Source organism: Phaeospirillum tilakii, assembly GCF_042683125.1.
Taxonomy (GTDB): domain Bacteria; phylum Pseudomonadota; class Alphaproteobacteria; order Rhodospirillales; family Magnetospirillaceae; genus Phaeospirillum; species Phaeospirillum tilakii.
In genome coordinates this window covers 65,368-80,761 of sequence record NZ_JBHUIY010000003.1, presented here as the reverse complement: position 1 = coordinate 80,761, position 15,394 = coordinate 65,368, and the positions used below count along the sequence as shown (strand labels likewise).

15 protein-coding genes are annotated in these 15,394 nt (G+C 70.9%); 13 read left to right on the top strand and 2 right to left on the bottom strand.

Annotation, left to right across the window (positions count from 1 at the left end; genetic code table 11):
- The first annotated feature begins 54 nt into the window (after positions 1–54).
- The 5 genes from ACFSNB_RS02420 (at position 55) to ACFSNB_RS02400 (ending at position 5,135) form a co-directional block, all read left to right on the top strand.
- Entirely contained in the window at positions 55–663 is a 609-nt protein-coding gene (locus tag ACFSNB_RS02420) for a hypothetical protein (protein ID WP_377314160.1), read from the top strand.
- A gap of 353 nt (positions 664–1,016) precedes the next feature.
- The gene (gene gap, locus ACFSNB_RS02415; RefSeq protein WP_377314158.1) at positions 1,017–2,024 is read left to right on the top strand and encodes a type I glyceraldehyde-3-phosphate dehydrogenase; all 1,008 of its coding nucleotides are present in this window, start codon (positions 1,017–1,019) and stop codon (positions 2,022–2,024) included.
- Between the two features lie 23 nt (positions 2,025–2,047).
- Positions 2,048–3,238: a phosphoglycerate kinase gene (locus tag ACFSNB_RS02410; protein WP_377314156.1), complete on the top strand. Its 1,191-nt coding sequence runs from the start codon at positions 2,048–2,050 to the stop codon at positions 3,236–3,238.
- Positions 3,239–3,396: 158 nt separating this feature from the next.
- The gene (gene cobM / locus ACFSNB_RS02405) at positions 3,397–4,155 is read left to right on the top strand and encodes a precorrin-4 C(11)-methyltransferase (protein WP_377314154.1); all 759 of its coding nucleotides are present in this window, start codon (positions 3,397–3,399) and stop codon (positions 4,153–4,155) included.
- 134 nt (positions 4,156–4,289) lie between these two features.
- A complete protein-coding gene (locus ACFSNB_RS02400; protein ID WP_377314152.1) occupies positions 4,290–5,135 on the top strand; it encodes a peptidylprolyl isomerase in 846 nt (281 codons plus the stop codon).
- Positions 5,136–5,208: 73 nt separating this feature from the next.
- On the opposite strand, the gene ACFSNB_RS02395 is transcribed toward ACFSNB_RS02400, so the two are convergent.
- Together ACFSNB_RS02395 and folE are read right to left on the bottom strand one after the other, a co-directional pair.
- The gene (locus ACFSNB_RS02395) at positions 5,209–5,748 is read right to left on the bottom strand and encodes a DUF3833 family protein (protein ID WP_377314150.1); all 540 of its coding nucleotides are present in this window, start codon (positions 5,746–5,748) and stop codon (positions 5,209–5,211) included.
- A 111-nt stretch (positions 5,749–5,859) separates the two neighbouring features.
- Positions 5,860–6,480 carry a GTP cyclohydrolase I FolE gene (folE, locus tag ACFSNB_RS02390; protein WP_377314148.1) on the bottom strand — a complete coding sequence of 207 codons (621 nt, stop codon included), beginning with the start codon at positions 6,478–6,480 and terminating at the stop codon, positions 5,860–5,862.
- A 241-nt stretch (positions 6,481–6,721) separates the two neighbouring features.
- On the opposite strand from folE, the gene dapD reads away from it, so the two are divergent.
- The 8 genes from dapD (at position 6,722) to ACFSNB_RS02350 (ending at position 15,393) form a co-directional block, all read left to right on the top strand.
- Complete coding sequence (gene dapD / locus ACFSNB_RS02385) at positions 6,722–7,564, top strand: 2,3,4,5-tetrahydropyridine-2,6-dicarboxylate N-succinyltransferase (RefSeq protein WP_377314146.1); 843 nt, start codon at positions 6,722–6,724, stop codon at positions 7,562–7,564.
- The gene (gene dapE, locus ACFSNB_RS02380) at positions 7,561–8,703 is read left to right on the top strand and encodes a succinyl-diaminopimelate desuccinylase (protein ID WP_377314144.1); all 1,143 of its coding nucleotides are present in this window, start codon (positions 7,561–7,563) and stop codon (positions 8,701–8,703) included. The genes dapD and dapE overlap by 4 nt, the downstream gene beginning before the upstream one ends.
- Positions 8,700–9,254 (top strand): hypothetical protein, encoded by a 555-nt coding sequence (locus ACFSNB_RS02375; RefSeq protein ID WP_377314142.1) that lies wholly within the window; start codon positions 8,700–8,702, stop codon positions 9,252–9,254. Before dapE ends, ACFSNB_RS02375 begins: the two co-directional genes overlap by 4 nt.
- A gap of 78 nt (positions 9,255–9,332) precedes the next feature.
- A complete protein-coding gene (locus ACFSNB_RS02370) occupies positions 9,333–10,628 on the top strand; it encodes an HD-GYP domain-containing protein (protein WP_377314140.1) in 1,296 nt (431 codons plus the stop codon).
- 149 nt (positions 10,629–10,777) lie between these two features.
- Positions 10,778–11,473: a CerR family C-terminal domain-containing protein gene (locus ACFSNB_RS02365; protein WP_377314138.1), complete on the top strand. Its 696-nt coding sequence runs from the start codon at positions 10,778–10,780 to the stop codon at positions 11,471–11,473.
- Positions 11,470–12,516, top strand: coding sequence for a secretion protein HlyD (gene hlyD / locus ACFSNB_RS02360; protein ID WP_377314136.1), 1,047 nt, complete (start codon positions 11,470–11,472; stop codon positions 12,514–12,516). Before ACFSNB_RS02365 ends, hlyD begins: the two co-directional genes overlap by 4 nt.
- Positions 12,497–14,272, top strand: coding sequence for an ATP-binding cassette domain-containing protein (locus ACFSNB_RS02355; protein ID WP_377314134.1), 1,776 nt, complete (start codon positions 12,497–12,499; stop codon positions 14,270–14,272). The genes hlyD and ACFSNB_RS02355 overlap by 20 nt, the downstream gene beginning before the upstream one ends.
- Positions 14,269–15,393 carry an ABC transporter permease gene (locus tag ACFSNB_RS02350; protein WP_377314132.1) on the top strand — a complete coding sequence of 375 codons (1,125 nt, stop codon included), beginning with the start codon at positions 14,269–14,271 and terminating at the stop codon, positions 15,391–15,393. Before ACFSNB_RS02355 ends, ACFSNB_RS02350 begins: the two co-directional genes overlap by 4 nt.
- Position 15,394: the final 1 nt, after the last annotated feature.

Sequence of the window (15,394 nt, the reverse complement as noted above, 5' to 3'; positions counted from 1 at the left end):
GCGGTCGCCCCGACAATGCGCCCGGCGTTACCTCCAGCCTTGGGGATGCTCGCGATGCGTCTGATCCGGCCTCTCGGCGTGGCGGCTGCCACGCTCGCCCTCGCCCTGTCCGTCTCCGCGTGCCAGAATGCCGGTCCGCCGGCGCAGACCCTGCCGCAGATCAGCTTTGCCGACCGCGCGCCGTTCCGGCTCAACGTCGCCCAGATCGAGATCGTGTGGGAATACCAGCCCCCCGGGCAGTATCCCAACGTCGATCAGGTGATGCAGGTGGCCCCGGGCAGCGCGATCGAGCGCTGGGCCCAGGACCGGCTGCGGCCGATCGGGCGGGCCGATAGCGGCTCGGCCCGGGTGGTGATCCGCGACGGCAGCGTGGTCGAGGTGCCGCTGCGGGTCGATCGCGGCTTCTCCGGCGCGTTCAAGACCGAGCAGGAATTGCGCTACGACGCCAATCTCAAGGTGTCGATCGAGATCCAGGACGCCCGGCACATGACCGTCGCCGACGTCACCGCCACCGCCCAGCGTTCGCGCAGCGTGCCGGAGGGTCTGTCGGTCAACCAGCGCGACAAGGTGCTGTACGAGATCACCGACGATCTGTCGCACGAGATCGACCGCCAGCTCGACCAGTTGATCCGCGATTATTTCGGCCGCTGGCTGGTGCGCTGATCGCGTCGGCCTCCCCCGGTCCGGGGGGGCAGAAATGCGTTTTGCGCATGACAGATATGCGCTAACATCGCGGTGGCGTGTCCGTCACGGCACCCCACATCTCGGGTAACGACGCCGGCTTCCCCTTTCCCCCAGGGGCGCCGGCCCGGGCGGGGCTCCCCCCCCCCCCTCCGCCTCGCCCGACGCTCCGAGGTCCGTGGAGCAAGGCGCCCGGCTTCCCCCGGCCGGGCGCCGGTCCCGTCTGGGCTCACCCCTTGATCAAGCATCAAAAAAAGCCCGGAGCGGGGGTGGATTCGCCGCCGACTCTGTGCAATATGGTCACCGCCCCGTCCCGGACCCTGTGGAGGATTCCCATGACTGTTCGCGTTGCCATCAACGGCTTCGGCCGCATCGGCCGGCTGGTGCTGCGCGCCATCGTTGAATCGCGTCGTACCGACATCGAAGTGGTCGCCATCAACGACCTGGGCTCCGCCGAGGCCAATGCCCACCTGCTGAAGTACGATTCGGTCCATGGCGTGCTGCCGTTCCCGGTCAGCGCGACCCCCGAGGCGATCACCGTCAACGGCAAGGCGATCAAGGTGCTGGCCGAGCGCGACCCGGCCCAGCTGCCGTGGAAGGACCTCGGCATCGACGTCGCCCTCGAATGCACCGGCCTGTTCACCAAGCGCGACAAGGCCGCCGCCCATCTGACCGCCGGCGCCAAGCGGGTGCTGGTGTCGGCCCCGGCCGACGGCGCCGACCTGACCGTGGTCTACGGCGTCAACCATCACAAGCTGACCGCCGAGCATCTGGTGGTGTCGAACGGCTCCTGCACCACCAACTGCCTCGCCCCGGTGGTCCAGGTGCTGCATCAGCTCGCCGGGATCAAGCACGGCTTCATGACCACCGTCCACGCCTTCACCGGCGACCAGCGCACCGTCGATACCCTGCACAAGGATCTGCGCCGCGCCCGTGCCGCCTCGCAGTCGATCATCCCGACCTCGACCGGCGCCGCCAAGGCGATCGGGCTGGTGCTGCCGGAACTGGCCGGCAAGCTCGACGGCGTCTCGGTCCGCGTCCCCACCCCCAACGTGTCGATGATCGACCTCAAGGTCGTCACCGAGCGGGCGGTGACCAAGGAAGAGATCAATCAGGCGATGGTCGCCGCCGCCGAAGGCCCGCTCAAGGGCGTGCTCGGCACCGAGGCGGGCGAACTGGTCAGCATCGACTTCAACCACAACCCCAATTCCTCGACCTTCGACCTGACCCAGACCAAGGTGATCGACGGCACCCTGGTCCGCATCCTGTCCTGGTACGACAACGAGTGGGGTTTCTCCAACCGCATGGCCGACACCGCCGTCGCCATCGCCAAGCTGATCTGAGCGGCCAGTAGGGGGGCCTCGCCATGTTCCGGACCATCGACAGCTTCAATGTTCGCGGCAAGCGCGTGCTGGTGCGCGCCGATCTCAACGTGCCGGCGGCCGACGGGGTGGTGACCGACACCACCCGGATCGAGCGCTCGGCCGCGACCCTGATCGATCTGGCCCGGCGGGGCGCCCGGGTGATCCTCGTCAGCCATTTCGGCCGCCCCAAGGCGGCCGATCCGGCCTTCTCGCTGAAACTGCTGGTCGAGCCGCTGTCGCAGGCGCTCGGCCAGCCGGTGCGCTGGGTCGATGACTGCATCGGCCGGGCCACCCAGCGGGCGGTCGCCAGCCTGCGCGACGGCGAGGTCGCCCTGCTCGAGAACCTGCGCTTCTATCCGGGGGAGGAGGCCAACGACCCGGCCTTCGCCCGCGAGCTGGCGGCGCTGGCCGATCTTTATGTCGATGACGCCTTCTCCTGTTCCCACCGCGCCCATGCCTCGATCGAGGCGGTGGCGCATCTGCTGCCGTCGGCGGCCGGCCGGCTGATGCAGGCCGAGCTGGAGGCGCTCGGCAAGGCGCTGGAGAAGCCGGAAAAGCCGGTGGCGGCGATCGTCGGCGGCTCGAAGATCTCGACCAAGCTCGACCTGCTCGGCAATCTGGTCGCCAAGGTCGATTACCTGATCATCGGCGGCGGGATGGCCAACACCTTCCTGTTCGCCGAGGGCAAGCCGGTCGGCGCCTCGCTGTGCGAGCGCGATCTGGCCGACACCGCCCGCGCCATCCTGGAGAAGGCCCGCGCCGCCCAGTGCCATGTCGTCCTGCCGGTCGATGTGGTGGTGGCCGACAAGCTGGCTCCCGGCGCCGAGACCGAGGTGGTCGGCATCGACGCCGTGCCCGAGGGCAAGATGATCCTCGATGCCGGTCCGGCCTCGGCCGAGACCATCATCGACCGCCTCGGCGGCTGCAACACCCTGGTGTGGAACGGCCCGCTCGGCGCGTTCGAGGTGGCGCCGTTCGACGCCGCCACCAACGCCGTCGCCCGCTGGGTGGCGGAACGCACCGGCCAGGGCCGGCTGCTCAGCGTGGCCGGCGGCGGCGACACCGTCTCGGCGCTGGACAAGGCCGGGGTGGTGGATCAGCTGTCCTACGTCTCGACCGCCGGCGGCGCCTTCCTCGAATGGCTGGAAGGCAAGACCCTGCCCGGCGTCGCCGCCCTGGGCGGCGCCGCCTGAGACGCGGGCTCCGCCCGCACCCGCCAAGGGCCGCAAGGCCCTTGGATCCCCTTGATGGCGGGGCGCGGAAAAGACTAAGGAATGGGTTCCAAGGGCCTTCGGCCCTTGGCGGGGGCGGGCAGAGCCCGCGAAATCCCCGATAGCGGGCAGGGTTGTTCATGAAGGTCCATTTCATCGGTGCCGGGCCGGGAGCCCCTGATCTGATCACCGTGCGCGGCCTCGCCCTGATCCGCCGCTGCCCGGTGGTGCTGTATGCCGGCTCGCTGGTGCCGGCCGAGGTGATCGCCGAGGCCTCGCCCGCGGCGCGGGTGGTCGATACCGCGTTGATGGACCTCGACCAGATCGCCGCCGAGTTCGTCGCCGCCCGCGATGCCGGCCATGACGTCGCCCGGCTGCATTCCGGCGACCTGTCGATCTACAGCGCGCTCGGCGAGCAGATGCGCCGGCTCGACCAGCTCGGGATCGAATACGACGTCACCCCGGGGGTGCCGGCCTTCGCCGCCACCGCCGCCGCCCTGGCGGCCGAGCTGACCCTGCCCGGGATCAGCCAGACCCTGGTGCTGACCCGCACCACCGGCCGGGCGACGCCGATGCCCTATGGCGAGGATCTCGCCACCCTCGGCGCCAGCGGGGCGACGCTGGCGATCCATCTGTCGGTCCACAACGTCGCCCACATCGTCCAGGAACTGACCCCGCTCTACGGCGCCGACTGCCCGGTGGTGGTGGCGTTCCGGGTCGGCTGGCCCGATCAGCGCCTGGTGCGGGGCTGCCTTGCCGACATCGAGGGCAAGGTCGCCGCCGCCGGCCTGACCCGCACCGCGCTGATCCTGGTCGGACGGGTGCTGGAGGCCAAGGAATTCAGCGAATCCTGCCTGTATTCCCGCGGTCACGGCCGCACCGCCGAGTCGCTGGCGTGACCCCTGCGGCCGCCGTGCGGACACGACACTTTCGCTTGTGCCGGATCGTCGGTTGTGCTTAACCCCTGCTCATCCTGTCAGACCGCAACGGCGCGATGCCCTGCGGCCTTTCGCGCAAAAAGGAAACACCGCCCATGAACAAGCTGTCCGCGCGCGGTCAGGCGTTGGTCCTGGCTTTCGGCCTGGCCGCCGCCCCCGCCTTTGCCGCCGACAAGAACACGGTGGTTGCCGTGGTCAACGGGAGCGAAGTGCATCTGTCGCAGATGGAAGAACTCGCCCGTCAGTTGCCGCCGGCGCTGGGCCAGCCTCCCTACGACGCGCTGCTTGAGGTCGCGATCAACAACGAATTGGTCTATCAGCAGGCCAAGAAGGAAAAGCTCGAGACCGATCCCGAGGTCAAGGCGGCGCTGAAGCAGGCGGAAACCACCCTGATGCGCCAGGCCTGGATGGCCCACCGCGTCCGCGCCGCGGTCAGCGACGATGCGATCCGCGCCCGCTATGACGAGCTGGCCAAGGCCTTCGTTCCGGCCGAGGAAGTCCACGCCCGCCATATCCTGGTCGACAGCGAGGATGCCGCCAAGGCGGTGATCGCCGAACTGAACAAGGGCGCCGACTTCGCCGAGCTGGCCCGCACCCGCACCAAGGATCCGTCCGGCACCCAGACCGGCGGCGATCTCGGCTACTTCACCCAGAAGGACATGGTGCCGGAATTCGCCGCCGCCGCCTTCGCCCTCCAGCCCGGCCAGGTCTCCAAGACCCCGGTCAAGACCCAGTTCGGCTGGCACGTGATCAAGGTCGAGGACCGCCGCATGTCCCAGCTGCCGCCGTTCGAGCAGGCCAAGGGCCGGATCGGCCAGCAGCTGGCCGAGCAGGTCGCCCAGCAGACCCTGACCGATCTGCGCGAGAAGGCCAAGGTCAAGCGCTTCGGGCCGGACGGCGCGGCGCTGCCGGACAAGCCGGCCCAGGCGCCGCAGCAGTAATCAGGCTGCCGCCCGGATGTTTCCCCCCCTCCCGGCCCGGCCGGGAGGGGTTTTTGATGCCCGCGACGCGGGATCACGCGTCGGCGATGTAGAAGGCGCTGATCCAGCCGACGGTGAAGCCCCATTTCGCCACCCGGGCGCGCTGGATCACCACCCCGTCGGGCTGGAGGAACATCCAGTCCTCGACCTCGGCCCGCTGCGGCAGCAACCCCAGCAGCCGCCGCCGCACCGCGTAGGTCAGTTTGAGGGTGTTGCCGGAACTGGCCCCGGTCGCCTCGCCGATCACGTCGTTGGCGGTGCCGACATAGCGGCCGTCGGGCTGGCGGTGGAACGACCACACCCGCTGATGGCTGCTGCCGTCCTCGAAGGTGATGGTCTGGTCGATTTGCAGGGTGGTGTCGAAAAACTGCCCGGTCGAATCGATGCTGAACTGCCGGCGCACCCGGCCGAAGCGGTCCTCGAACAGGCCCCAGCCGCGCAGATGGCCGGAAAAATAGCGTTCCAGCGCCAATTCGGTCTCGGCCCCGGCGAAATCGCCCGGCCGCATCCGGAACAGCCGGCGCAGCAGAAATGCCGCGACCGCCAGCACCAGCAGCGAAAACACGATCGTCATCTGTCGGTCCCCCCGTTACGGCCGCCCGCGTTCCCCCGCGGAGGCGGCCGTCCCCATCGTGCCGGGCCGGCCGGCCCGGCGGCAAGAGGCGATTGGGAGGGGGCGGGCGGCCTATTCGCCGCGATTGGCCAGGGAGAGGAACTCGCGGCGCAGGGCGGGATCGGTGCGGAAGGCGCCGATCATCCGGCTGGTGACCATCGACACCCCGGATTTGTGGACGCCCCGGGTGGTCATGCATTGGTGGGCGGCGTCGATCACCACCGCCACCCCCTTGGGCTGGAGCACCTCCTCGATCGCGTTGGCGATCTGGGCGGTCAGCTTTTCCTGGATCTGGAGCCGTTTGGCGAAGATCTCGACCACCCGGGCCAGCTTCGAGATCCCCACCACCCGGCGGTCGGGCAGATAGGCGACGTGGGCGACGCCGAGGATCGGCACCATGTGGTGCTCGCAGTGGGATTCGAGCCGGATCCCGCGCAGCATCACCATTTCGTCATAGCCGTCGGTCTCCTCGAAGGTGCGGGTCAGCACCTCGACCGGGTCCTGATCGTAGCCGGCGAAGAATTCCTCATAGGCCCGCGCCACCCGCGCCGGGGTGTCGATCAGGCCCTCGCGCTCGGGATCGTCGCCGGCCCAGCGGATCAGGGTGCGCACCGCCGCCTCGGCCTCGGCGCGGCTGGGGCGGGAGGCGCTCCAGGACGGGTCGGGACGGAAAGGGACGCTGGGAGCATTCATGGCCGGAACTCCTTGGCTCGAGAGAAGGGGGGTCGCACGAGACACGCTCAACCTTTGGGAAGGTAGGCAAGGGGAAGGGGGAGCGCCAGGGGGCGGGGAGGTTAAAATAAGAATAAATTGGGTTATGCCGCCGTTTTCTATGGCTAAGGTATAGGTTGGCGAGGGTTCCGTTTCGTTGACTCCGCTTTTTCGCGGAGTATGGTTTGCCGTTCGCGCCGACCGCAGCCAAGGAGTTCCGCCGATGTCCCCCCACGCCCTCGCCCAGACCATCGATGCCGCCTGGGAGGCGCGCGACACCATCACCCCGGCCACGGTCGGCGCGGTGCGCGACGCGGTCGAGGCGGCGCTGGCCGGGCTCGACGACGGCTCGTTCCGCGTCGCCGAGAAGATCGATGGCGCCTGGGCGGTGCATCAGTGGCTGAAGAAGGCGGTGCTGCTGTCGTTCCGCCTGACCGAGACCGCGCCGATCCCCGGCGCGCCCGGCGGCAGCGCCTGGTTCGACAAGGTGCCGACCAAGTTCGAGGGCTGGGACGAGGCGCGCTTCCGCGCCGCCGGCTTCCGCGCCGTGCCGGGCGCAGTGGTGCGCCGCTCGGCCTACATCGCCCCCGGGGTGGTGCTGATGCCGTCCTTCGTCAATCTCGGCGCCCGGGTCGAGTCGGGGACGATGGTCGATACCTGGGCCACCGTCGGTTCCTGTGCCCAGATCGGCCGCAACGTCCATCTGTCGGGCGGGGCGGGGATCGGCGGGGTGCTGGAGCCGCTCCAGGCCGGGCCGGTGATCATCGAGGATGATTGCTTCATCGGCGCCCGCGCCGAGGTGGCGGAAGGGGTGATCGTCGAGACCGGGGCGGTGCTGTCGATGGGGGTCTATCTCGGCGCCTCGACCAAGATCATCGATCGCGAGACCGGCGCGGTGTATGTCGGCCGGGTGCCGGCCTATTCGGTGGTGGTGCCGGGCAGCCTGCCGGGCAAGCCGCTGCCGGACGGCACCCCGGGCCCGTCGCTCTATTGCGCGGTGATCGTCAAGAAGGTCGATGCCAAGACCCGGTCGAAGGTGTCGATCAACGAACTGTTGCGCGATTGAGCCCGGCCACCGATCCGCTGGCGCTCGCCCGCGCCCTGATCCGCCGCCCCAGCGTCACCCCCGAGGACGCCGGGGCGATCGATCTGCTGATCGAGACCCTGACCCCGCTCGGCTTCGTCTGCCACGAGATCCGCTCGGCCAGCGGCGGGCCGGAGATCCGCAACCTCTATGCCCGGCGCGGCGAGGCCGGCCCCAATTTCTGCTTCGCCGGCCATACCGACGTGGTCCCGCCCGGTTCGGGCTGGAGCGTCGATCCCTTCGCCGCCGAGCTGCGGGATGGACGGCTGTTCGGGCGCGGCGCCGCCGACATGAAGGGCGGCATCGCCTGCTTCGTCGCCGCGGTGGCCCGGCTGCTGGCCGAGGGCGCGCCGCACGGCTCGATCTCGCTGCTGATCACCGGCGACGAGGAGGGGCCGGCGGTCGATGGCACGGTCAAGGTGCTGGAGTGGCTGGCGGCGCGCGAGGAAAAGCTCGACGCCTGTCTGGTCGGCGAGCCGACCAACCCCCGCCGCCTGGGCGAGATGATCAAGATCGGCCGGCGCGGCAGCCTCAACGCCCGCCTGCGCGTGCTCGGCACCCAGGGCCACGCCGCCTATCCCGATCTGGCCGACAACCCGATCCCCCGCCTGATCGACCTGCTGCGGCGGCTGACCGCCCATCCGCTCGACGACGGCACCGACCATTTCCAGCCCTCGACCCTGACGCTGACCACGGTCGATGTCGGCAATCCGGCCACCAACGTGATCCCGGCCGAGGCGCGCGCCGCCTTCAACATCCGTTTCAACGACCGCCACAGCGGCGCCTCGCTGAAGGCCTGGATCGAGCAGAGCGTCGCCGCCGCCGATCTCGGCCGGGTCGAGATCGAGGTCGCGGTGTCGGGCGAGCCGTTCCTGACTCCGCCCGGGGCGCTGTCGGACCGCCTCGTCGCGGCGATCCAGGCCGAGACCGGGCTGCTGCCGGACCTGTCGACCAGCGGCGGCACCTCGGACGCCCGCTTCATCCATGCCCTTTGCCCGGTGGTCGAGTTCGGTCTGGTCGGCCAGACCATCCACAAGGCCGACGAGAACGTCGCCGTCGCCGACCTGGACCGGCTGACCGCGATCTACCACCGCCTGCTGGCCGGCTGGGTCGGGCGATGATCGGCCTCGCCGAGATCGCCCGGTCGATCTACGGCGGTTGGCGCCTCGCCCGCGGCGATGCCGGCGGGCTGGATTGGTTCACCCTGTCGGCCGGCGGGGTGTGGCGCTCGTTCTGGGGGCCGGTGCTGGTGCTGCCCGGGGTGCTGCTGGTGCAGGGGCTCGACGGCGCCTTCGACGCGGGGTCGCTGCGGCCGCTGGTGACGCAGATCATCGCCTTCGTGATCGGCTGCACCGCCTTTCCGCTGCTGGTGGCGCAGATCACCGAGGAGATCGGGCGCGGCCCGCTGTTCTGCCGCTATCTGGTCGCCTACAATTGGAGCGCGGTGATCCAGCTCGCCGCCTTGCTGCCGGTGGCGCTGCTGGCCTGGGCGGTGCCGGGGCCGCTGCCGTCGCTGCTCAACCTCGTCGTCACCATCGCCCTGCTGTTCTATCAGACCTATGTCGCCCGGGTGGCGCTGGCGGTCAACGGCCTGACCGCCTCGCTGCTGGTGGTGCTCGATCTGCTGCTCGGCACCCTGATCCAGGGCGTCGCCGACCGGATCGGCGGCTGAGTCCCGCCGCCGGCGATTCCGCCGCCGCCGCAAACCGGCTAGACTGACCGCTCGACCCGATTCGTGCCGGAGCGGGGGATGCGCCCGGAGGATATTCGCAGTCCATCCTATTTCCGCCGCCAGCTGATCTTTCGGCTGGTGCTGGTCGGGCTGGCGGCCTCGCTGCTGGCCGGGGCGGCGCTGTTCGTGATCGAAAGCGGCTGGATCGAGCGGGTCTGCGCCAATCTGGCCGCGCTGGAGGCGCGCAATTTCGCCCGGGTGCTGGTGGCCGACACCGATGGTCCGGCCCGCGACGCCGCCCTGCGCGCGGCGATCCACCAATCGCTGGCCAGCAGCCGGGGCGGCTTCGTCCAGGTCGAGATCCGCCACGGCCCGGCCGGCGCGGTGATCGCCCGCGCCGCCGCGCCGCCGTTCGCCGAGGCGATCGGCCGGTTCGAACGCTGCGAGGGCCAGCATTCCCAGTTCGGCGCCGACCGCTGCAATCGCCAATTGATCGGCGATTCGGTGTTCGTCCGCTTCGACGAGCCGATCCTCGACGGCGACGGGCGCGAACTGGGCCGCTTCGCCGGGCTGTTCCGGGTGGCGCCGCAGACCCTCCAGGCGATCCGGCTCGACAACGTCACCCTGTTCGCCATCACCATCGGCGCGGTGCTGCTGACCGCGCTGGCGCTCTATCCGCTGCTGGCGGCGTTGCAGGGGCGGGTGGTGGCCGAGGCGCGCCACCTGCTGCGGGCCAACCTCGACACCCTCAAGCTGCTGGGCAGCGCGGTGGCCAAGCGCGATTACGGCACCCGCACCCACAATTTCCGCGTCACCCTCTACGCCGTCCGGCTGGCCGAGGCGCTCGGGCTGGCCCCGGCGGCGATCCGCAGCCTGATCAAGGGGGCGCTGCTGCACGATGTCGGCAAGATCGCGGTGCGTGACGCGGTGCTGCTGAAGCCGGGCAAGCTCGACCCGGCCGAGTTCGAGGAGATGAAGGGCCATGTCGCCCACGGCCTCGACATCATCGCCGCCAGCACCTGGCTGCGCGACGCCGCCACCGTGGTCGGCGGCCACCATGAATGGCTCGACGGCAGCGGCTATCCCCACGGCGCCGCCGGCAGCGAGGTGCCGCTGGCGGCGCGGATCTTCGCCATCGTCGATGTGTTCGACGCCCTGACCAGCGTTCGCCCCTACAAGCCGGCCCTGCCGCTCGACGCCGCCCTCGCCCTGCTGGAGCAGGGGCGCGGCAGCCATTTCGATCCCGAGCTGCTCGGTCGCTTCGCCGCCATCGCGCCCGAGCTGCATCGGACCCTCAGCCAGAGCGACGAGGCGGGGATCGAGGCGATGACCGACCGCGTTCTCGCCCATTATTTCCGCCTCGCGGCGGAATGAACGTGGGCGCTGCCCACGCCCGCCAAGGGCCGTGGGCCCTTGGATCCCCTCGATCATCAAAGGGTTCCAAGGGCCCTCGGCCCTTGGCGGGTGCGGGCAGAGCCCGCGTCTCACTTGCCTAATTCATTCGAATGGATTAATTTGAAGGGATGAAACGGACTCAAACCAGTTCCCCTGCCGCCGAGCGCGGCGACACCACCCGCCACAAGCTGTTGCTGGCGGCGATCGAAGTGTTCGGCCGGCTCGGCTATGACGGCGCCACCACCCGGGCGCTGGCGGTGGCGGCCGGGGTCAATCTCCAGGCCATTCCCTATCATTTCGGTGGCAAGGAGGGGCTGTATCAGGCGGTGGTGGCCCATATCGCCGACCACATCGCCGCGCGGATGGGGCCGCTGCGGCTGCGTCTCGCCGCCCGCTTCGCCGCCGAGGCGCACGGCCAGCCGATCATCGCCGACGAGGCGCGGGTGCTGCTGGTCGATCTGCTGCGGACCCTGGCCGAATTCCTGATCCGGCCCGAGATGGAAAGCTGGGCCCGGGTGGTGATCCGCGAGCAGATGGAGCCGAGCCCGGCGTTCGACTATCTGTTCCGGGTCGGGATGGAGCCGCAATTCGCCGCCGCCCGCCTGCTGGTCGGCCGGGTGGCCGGGCTCGATCCGGCCAACGAATGGGTCGGGGTGCGCACCTTCGGCCTGATCGGCGGGGTGCTGATGTTCCGCACCGCCCATGGCGCGGTGCTGCGCGGGATGGGCTGGGAGACGATGGGGCCGGAGCAGATCGCGCTGATCCGCCGGCTGGTCGAAGAGCTGGTGGCCGGGCTGCCGGCGGCAGGGGAGGCGACGCGATGATCCGTCGGGCGCTGGTTGTCCGTTCCCTCGCCGTCCTGCTGCTGGCGGGCGGACTGGCTTTCGCCGGCTGGCGGGCCGATCTGCCGGCCCGGCTGGCCGGGCGTTCCCCCGCCCCGGCCGAACTGACCCTCTACGGCAATGTCGATATCCGTCAGGCCCAGCTCGGCTTTCGGGTCGGCGGCCGCATCGCCGCGCTGCTGGTCGATGAAGGCGACCGGGTGGCGCCGGACCAGCCGCTGGCCCGGCTCGATCCCCAGCCGCTGCGCGACCGGGTCGCCGCCGCGCTCGCCCGCGCCGCCGAGGCCGAGGCCAGCCTGACCCGGCTGGTGGCCGGCCCGCGCCCGGCCGAGATCGCCGCCGGCCGCGCCGCCCATGCCGAGCGGCTGGCCGACCTGCGCAACGCCGAGCTGGCGCTGGAGCGCGCCCGCGCCCTGCGCCACAGCGGCACCATCGCCCAGGCCGCGCTCGATCAGGCCGAGGCCAATCGCGGCATGGCCGCCGCCCGCGCCGCCTCGGCGCGCGAAAACCTCCGCCTGCTCGAACAGGGCACCCGCGCCGAGGAGATCGCCGCCGGCCGCGCCGCCGCCGCCGCCGCCCAGGCCGAGCTGGCCGCCGCCCGCACCGATCTCGCCGATGCCGACCTGCGCGCCCCCGCCGCCGGGGTGGTGCTGTCGCGCCTGCGCGAGCCGGGGGCGATCGTCTCGCCCAGCGATCCGGTGCTGACCCTGTCGCTCGAACGGCCGGTGTGGGTGCGCGCCTATGTCGCCGAAGCCGCGCTTGGCCGGATCCATCCCGGGATGGCCGTCACCGTCACCACCGACGGCGAGCCGGCGCGGCCGCGCCCCGGCACGGTCGGCTTCATCTCGCCGGTGGCCGAATTCACCCCCAAATCGGTCGAAACCCCCGATCTGCGCACCGATCTGGTCTACCGGCTGCGGGTGGTGATCGACCAGCCCGATCCCGGCCTGCGCCAGGGGATGCCGGTGACGGTCCATGTTCCCCCGCCGGCGGTGGAGGCGGGCGATGGCGCCGCCGGCCGCTGAGCCGGCCCCGTCCGCTCCGGCGGTGGCGGTCCGCCTCGACGGGGTGGTCAAACGGTTCGGCCGCGACGGGCCGCCCGCGCTCGCCGGGATCAGCGCCTCCCTGCGCGGCGGCGAGATCACCGGGCTGGTCGGTCCCGACGGCGCCGGCAAGACCACCCTGATCCGGCTGATGACCGGGCTGATGCGGCCCGATGCCGGCAGCATCAGCGTGCTGGGCTGGGACAGCGGGCGCGACGCGGGGCGGATCCAGGCCGAGATCGGCTACATGCCGCAGCGTTTCGGCCTCTACGAGGATCTGACCGTCGCCGAGAACCTGCGCCTCTATGCCGAGTTGCGCGGGCTCGATCCGGCCGAGCGCACCGCCACCTTCGACCGCCTGCTCGGCTTCACCGACCTCGCCCGCTTCACCGGCCGGCTCGCCGGGCGCCTGTCGGGCGGGATGAAGCAGAAGCTCGGTCTCGCCTGTGCCCTGCTGAAGACGCCGCGCCTGCTGCTGCTCGACGAGCCCGGGGTCGGGGTCGATCCGATCTCGCGCCGCGACCTGTGGGCGATGGTCGAGCATCTCGTCGCCGAGGGGATCGGGGTGGTGTGGTCCACCGCCTATCTCGACGAGGCCGAGGCCTGCCGCTCGGTGCTGCTGCTCGATCGCGGCCGGCTGCTGCATGCCGGGCCGCCGGGCGACCTGACCGGCCGGGTCGCCGGCCGGGTGGCGCGGCTGGTCGGCAGCGCCGGGCGGCGGCGGCGGGTGCTGGCCGAGGCGCTCGACGATCCGGCGGTGATCGACGGGGTGATCCAGGGCGAGGCGATCCGGCTGGTCACCGCCGCCGGGGCCGCCCCCGCCGCCGCCACCCTGGCCGGCGGCCGGCTGGAGCCGACGCCACCCCGCTTCGAGGACGCCTATGTCGATCTGCTCGGCGGCGGCCCCGGCGGCCGCTCCGCCTTGGTCGATTCGGCCCGGCCGCCGTCGCCGCCGGCCGGCGGCGGCGCCGACCGGCCGGTGATCGAGGCCTGCGGCCTGACCAAATGTTTCGGCGACTTCACCGCCGCCCGCGACATCAGCTTCGCCATCCCGCGTGGCGAGATCTTCGGCCTGCTCGGTCCCAACGGCGCCGGCAAATCGACCACCTTCCGCATGCTGTGCGGCCTGCTGCGCCCGAGCGCGGGCGAGGGGCGGGTGGCCGGGCGCGACCTGCGGCGCGAGCGGGCCGAGGCGCGGCGCCATCTCGGCTACATGGCCCAGAAATTCTCGCTCTACGGCGATCTCAGCGTCGGCCAGAATCTCGATTTCTTCGCCGGGGTCTACGGGCTGGGCCGGGAGCGGCGGCGCGAGCGGATCGCCCTGATGACCGAGATCTTCGACCTCGGCGCCCATCGCCGCCAGTCGGCCAGGGATCTGCCGCTCGGGCTCAAGCAGCGCCTCGCCCTGGCCTGCGCGGTGATGCACGAGCCGGCGGCCCTGTTCCTCGACGAGCCGACCTCGGGGGTCGATCCGATCACCCGGCGCGAATTCTGGACCCACATCAACGCCCTGGTCGAGACCGGGGTCACCGTGCTGGTCACCACCCATTTCATGGACGAGGCGGAATATTGCGACCGCATCGCCCTGATCGATCGCGGCCGGGTGCTGGCGCTGGGGCCGCCCGACACGCTGAAGGCCCGCGCGGTGCCGGCCGGGGCGGCGCTGCCGACGATGGAGGAGGCCTTCATCGCCCTGATCCGCGCCGGCGAGGCCCCAGCGGTGGAGACGGCGTCATGAGCCCCGCCGCCGCCCGGCTGCGCCGGCTCGCCGCCCTGATCGTCAAGGAAAGCCGGCAGGTGCTGCGCGACCCCAGCAGCATCCTGATCGCCTTCATCCTGCCGGTGGTGCTGCTGCTGCTGACCGGCTTCGCCATCTCGCTCGACGCCAGCCGCACCCGGCTCGGGCTGGTGGTGGAATATCCCACCCCGCTGGCGCGCGACCTTGCCGCCAGCTTCCACGCCTCGCGCTATTTCGCGGTGCGCGAGGGGCGCGACCGCCGCGAGCTGGAACAGGACCTCGTGCTGGGCCGGCTGCGCGGGCTGGTGGTGATCCCGGCCTTGCTGCCGGCCGACCTCGCCGCCGGGCGGGCGCCGAAGGTCCAGGTGATCGCCGACGGGGTCGATCCCAACACCGCCAATTTCGTCCGCAATTACGTCCAGGCCACCCTGGCCACCTGGGCGGCGCGGCAGGCGGCCGAGCGCGGCGGCGGGGCGGCGATCAGCCTTCATCCCCATTTCTGGTTCAATCCCGAACTGCAAAGCCGCAATTTCCTGGTGCCGGGGGCGATCGCGATCGTGATGACCCTGGTCGGCACCCTGCTGACCTCGCTGGTGATCGCGCGGGAATGGGAACGCGGCACGATGGAGGCGATGATGGCGACGCCGCTCTCCACCGCCGAATTGCTGATCGGCAAGCTGCTGCCCTATTTCCTGCTTGGGCTGGGGGCGATGACGATCTGTCTGGTGCTGGCGCTGACGGTGTTCGCGGTGCCGTTCCGGGGCTCGCTCGGCGCGCTCTACGCCCTGTCGGCCTGCTTCCTGATGCCGGCCTTGGGGCAGGGGCTGCTGATCTCGGCGGTGACCCGCAACCAGTTCCTCGCCTCCCAGCTTGCCCTGATCAGCGGCTTCCTGCCCGCCTTCCTGCTGTCGGGCTTTCTCTACGAGATCGGCTCGATGCCGCAACCGATCCAGTGGTTCACCGCGATCGTGCCGGCGCGCTACCTGATCCCGTCGTTGCAGACGGTGTTCCTGACCGGCGACCTCTGGCCGATGTTCCTGCCGGCGATGGGGATGATGCTGCTGATCGGCACGGTGTTCTTCGCCATCGCCCTGCGCCGCACCCGCAAAAGGATCGACTGAC

What these genes read in the sequence shown, in the direction of transcription:
- ACFSNB_RS02420 (WP_377314160.1), top strand. Translation starts at nt 55, where the DNA reads ATGCGTCTGATCCGGCCTCTCGGCGTGGCGGCTGCCACGCTCGCCCTC.
- gap (WP_377314158.1), top strand. Translation starts at nt 1,017, where the DNA reads ATGACTGTTCGCGTTGCCATCAACGGCTTCGGCCGCATCGGCCGGCTG.
- ACFSNB_RS02410 (WP_377314156.1), top strand. Translation starts at nt 2,048, where the DNA reads ATGTTCCGGACCATCGACAGCTTCAATGTTCGCGGCAAGCGCGTGCTG.
- cobM (WP_377314154.1), top strand. Translation starts at nt 3,397, where the DNA reads ATGAAGGTCCATTTCATCGGTGCCGGGCCGGGAGCCCCTGATCTGATC.
- ACFSNB_RS02400 (WP_377314152.1), top strand. Translation starts at nt 4,290, where the DNA reads ATGAACAAGCTGTCCGCGCGCGGTCAGGCGTTGGTCCTGGCTTTCGGC.
- ACFSNB_RS02395 (WP_377314150.1), bottom strand. Translation starts at nt 5,748, where the DNA reads ATGACGATCGTGTTTTCGCTGCTGGTGCTGGCGGTCGCGGCATTTCTG.
- folE (WP_377314148.1), bottom strand. Translation starts at nt 6,480, where the DNA reads ATGAATGCTCCCAGCGTCCCTTTCCGTCCCGACCCGTCCTGGAGCGCC.
- dapD (WP_377314146.1), top strand. Translation starts at nt 6,722, where the DNA reads ATGTCCCCCCACGCCCTCGCCCAGACCATCGATGCCGCCTGGGAGGCG.
- ACFSNB_RS02375 (WP_377314142.1), top strand. Translation starts at nt 8,700, where the DNA reads ATGATCGGCCTCGCCGAGATCGCCCGGTCGATCTACGGCGGTTGGCGC.
- ACFSNB_RS02370 (WP_377314140.1), top strand. Translation starts at nt 9,333, where the DNA reads ATGCGCCCGGAGGATATTCGCAGTCCATCCTATTTCCGCCGCCAGCTG.
- ACFSNB_RS02365 (WP_377314138.1), top strand. Translation starts at nt 10,778, where the DNA reads ATGAAACGGACTCAAACCAGTTCCCCTGCCGCCGAGCGCGGCGACACC.
- hlyD (WP_377314136.1), top strand. Translation starts at nt 11,470, where the DNA reads ATGATCCGTCGGGCGCTGGTTGTCCGTTCCCTCGCCGTCCTGCTGCTG.
- ACFSNB_RS02355 (WP_377314134.1), top strand. Translation starts at nt 12,497, where the DNA reads ATGGCGCCGCCGGCCGCTGAGCCGGCCCCGTCCGCTCCGGCGGTGGCG.
- ACFSNB_RS02350 (WP_377314132.1), top strand. Translation starts at nt 14,269, where the DNA reads ATGAGCCCCGCCGCCGCCCGGCTGCGCCGGCTCGCCGCCCTGATCGTC.